The 2715-nt window shown below is 58.6% G+C and carries 4 protein-coding genes and 1 pseudogene; 2 read left to right on the top strand and 3 right to left on the bottom strand.

Annotated features, from left to right (window positions below):
- Positions 1-296 (bottom strand): hypothetical protein (locus tag BG61_RS43830; RefSeq protein WP_206540642.1); only part of this gene is annotated, 296 nt, incomplete at its 3' end.
- Positions 297-323: 27 nt separating this feature from the next.
- Here BG61_RS43830 and BG61_RS38085 point away from each other — a divergent pair.
- Both BG61_RS38085 and BG61_RS38080 read left to right on the top strand, forming a co-directional pair.
- Entirely contained in the window at positions 324-998 is a 675-nt protein-coding gene (locus BG61_RS38085; protein WP_051673098.1) for a hypothetical protein, read from the top strand.
- A gap of 11 nt (positions 999-1009) precedes the next feature.
- Complete coding sequence (locus BG61_RS38080; protein ID WP_035943446.1) at positions 1010-1732, top strand: hypothetical protein; 723 nt, start codon at positions 1010-1012, stop codon at positions 1730-1732.
- 288 nt (positions 1733-2020) lie between these two features.
- Here the strand turns inward: BG61_RS38080 and BG61_RS41660 are convergent.
- Positions 2021-2389: pseudogene (locus BG61_RS41660) on the bottom strand (nucleoside monophosphate kinase); the annotation flags it as partial.
- Positions 2390-2513: 124 nt separating this feature from the next.
- The coding region (locus BG61_RS38070) for a dodecin family protein (RefSeq protein ID WP_035943444.1) at positions 2514-2715 on the bottom strand (202 nt) is incomplete at its 5' end.

Raw genomic sequence — 2715 nt, 5'->3', positions numbered from 1 at the left:
TCTGGACCCATGCCGCACGCCACTTTTGTCTGGATGTCGGTCGCGCCCTCTCGGTGCGGGAGCTCGCGCGCTCCGTAGGTACCCATGCAGTGAAGGTAGGGAAAAACGGGAAAAATGGGAAAAACGGGAAAACTGTAGTACACTGCTCTCATAGCTCCGACCGTAAAGCTGTCAATCGCGCCGTGCGAACGCGAGTTCGAGCCGCTGGCGCGCGCCCAAGCGACGTTGGAGAGACTGAACGCGGCGAGTGTGGAGCGGGACGCTCGCTGGAATGGGTACAGATTCAGGGTGCCCACCGCTCGATTACCTAAGAAGGAGCTGGTATGGAATTGGCAACGAAACGTAGCAAGGCCGTCAAGAATACTGACCTTCGTGCCCTTGTGAACGGACAGTATGCGGGCGACCCGAAAGCACTCATTAATCTGCTCGCTGCAGACCTGCTTAAGGGGGTCTCCGACGAGCTTCACACACAACTAGCCGACGCTGACACTCAACTTTTCGTCAGCAAGCCAGTGAGGAAAGTGTTGGAGGCTCGGCTCGCGGAGCTGCTGATGCGCGACAGCGCTGAAAGCGTCTCGGCTCGACGCAAAACGTTGCCAGTTACAAAGCTAAGCCCCGAGGAGGTCATCGCGCGTACCGGCATGTCGAAGACCACCCTTTACCGAGCAGACCACACAAAGCTATATAGCGTGGTTCCGCCAGGAATGAAGAACCGCCGCACTTATCCGGCTTGGCAGTTCGTTGGTGACGTCCCTTCGCAATTGCCGCGTGTGCTTGAGGTGCTCAATAGGAAGTCGAGGATACAGGTCAACACCTTCCTCGTATCTGAGCAAGTGGCATTGAACGAATTGTCTCCGGCTGAGGTGGTCGCAGGATTACCATTCGAGGATCGGAGCACGATTGCGCCCGAGCAATCCCGAATGCTGTCGCTGCCTGACAAGGTGCGGTTAGACAAGGTCATTGCGCTCGCGCGGATGGAGGTGGCGGACCAGGACTGAGCAACCAACAAATGTCCAGGAACGACGAAGTTAAGAATTACTTGCCGGAACACCTGAAGGGTCTCGTCCCGAGTGCGGAACAGGTTCTCCGCGCTCTCGACGGACGCCTTTATACCTACGAGGTGGAAACGGAGTTTGTCCGAGCAGTAGACAACGAAAAGCACGTGGCGACAGCGTCTCCATTCAAGGCGCACCGGTTCGGACCGCCATTGGAGTTCGTTCGGCCGGACGGTACGCTCGACTTCACTTGGCTCTATATGGCGCGTGATTGCCTCGTCGCATCATGGGAGAGCCAGTTGGTACTGAATAACCGAGGCGCAGGCAGTGGCTTCCACATTACGCGCAGGGCGGTCAAGCGCGGCGTCATAGCGCGAGTGCGTTTCGCTCGCCCACTTCGCCTATGGAATCTTGGGGAAGATCACAGTAGCCGACTGGGGATTCACGACATCGTTTCTTCGGGTGATCACGAGGCCTGTCAGTGGCTTGGATGTCGGCTCCGTCAGGCGATGCTGACGGTCCGTCCGGACAAACGACCCGATGGCTTCGTTTATCCATCGCGTCGAGTCAAGGGCTTTCCCGCTTTGGCGATCGGCGATTGGGCGGTAGCCGAGCTGTTTCAAGATGCGCAGTTAGCTCTCGAAGCCTTCGCTGGCTCCGAGATTTACGCGCACTTTAAGGCGGACCCGATGTTGACAGATCCACCGGACCTTGATGCCGTCGGAACAGCAGCCTAAGCCTGCGATCGCGACACTACCTCTTTTGGCTCGCACCTACGCCCCGGCTCGACTGCCAATCGTAGCGTTCTTTCGTTGACGGCCAGATCGGGGCGCAGGGCGAGTTTGTCCAGCAGGCGCTCCAGAAGGCTTTCGGGAACATGCGCTCGTTGGCGGAAATTGCGCAGCAATCACACAATCACAAGCCGCGGCGATGGCCCGAGCTGCCTGTGCGCGGTCCGGAACCATGTTGCCGTATCGGCATTCGCAAGCGACGCAGCGAGGCCTGTCGACAAAAAAGAGGCGAGATTAGCCCGACGAGCCGCTACTCTGCAGATTCAGGGCGTCCATCACCCGTCCGTTGATTTCCCCAACGGTTCCTAGCCCGAAGACTTTCCGATACTCCGGCGCCTTCAGGCCACTCGCTTCACAGTGCTCCGCTCACTCGTTGTAGTACCGGATCAGCGGCTCACCTGTACCTCGTTGACCATATCGCTCTTCGGCGGGTTGAACCTGACGTGAAACGTGCGGCCAGACGCGACATGCACTCGGCGGCCGCTCATGCGCTGAATGATCTCGTCGAACGGCACGTCGATTTCGAGCACGAAGTCGATGGCGCCCCCCCGCATCATTCATCGCCTCGGCTTGTGGAAGCGGGCGAGGAAAGCCGTCGAACAGATTCTCGAAGCGGTGGCCTCGAACAAGGCGAACGAGGCGCGACGAGCGACATGTTCGCCAAATGCCGCGTGCCGAGGTAGCTTTGCACATTTCCCGCGGCGCCTTGCCACCGTGAATCACCTTCTCAGGCTTCGTACTTGAACGACAAAGACACTCGCGCTCGGTATTCAACGACCTCGCCGCTATCCACCTTCATGTCGAGCTTGGTGACTTCGGCGACGCGCAAATCACGCAGCGACTTGGCTGCCGTTTCCACACCATTTTTCGCCGCGTCCTCCCAGGAAATTGCGCTCGTGCCGATGATTTCCGTGACACGATAGACGGAT

The organism is Caballeronia glathei (genome assembly GCF_000698595.1).
In the GTDB taxonomy this organism is placed as follows: domain Bacteria; phylum Pseudomonadota; class Gammaproteobacteria; order Burkholderiales; family Burkholderiaceae; genus Caballeronia; species Caballeronia glathei.
The sequence above is the reverse complement of the archived record's forward strand: the minus strand, read 5'-3'. Positions and strand labels throughout refer to the sequence as shown.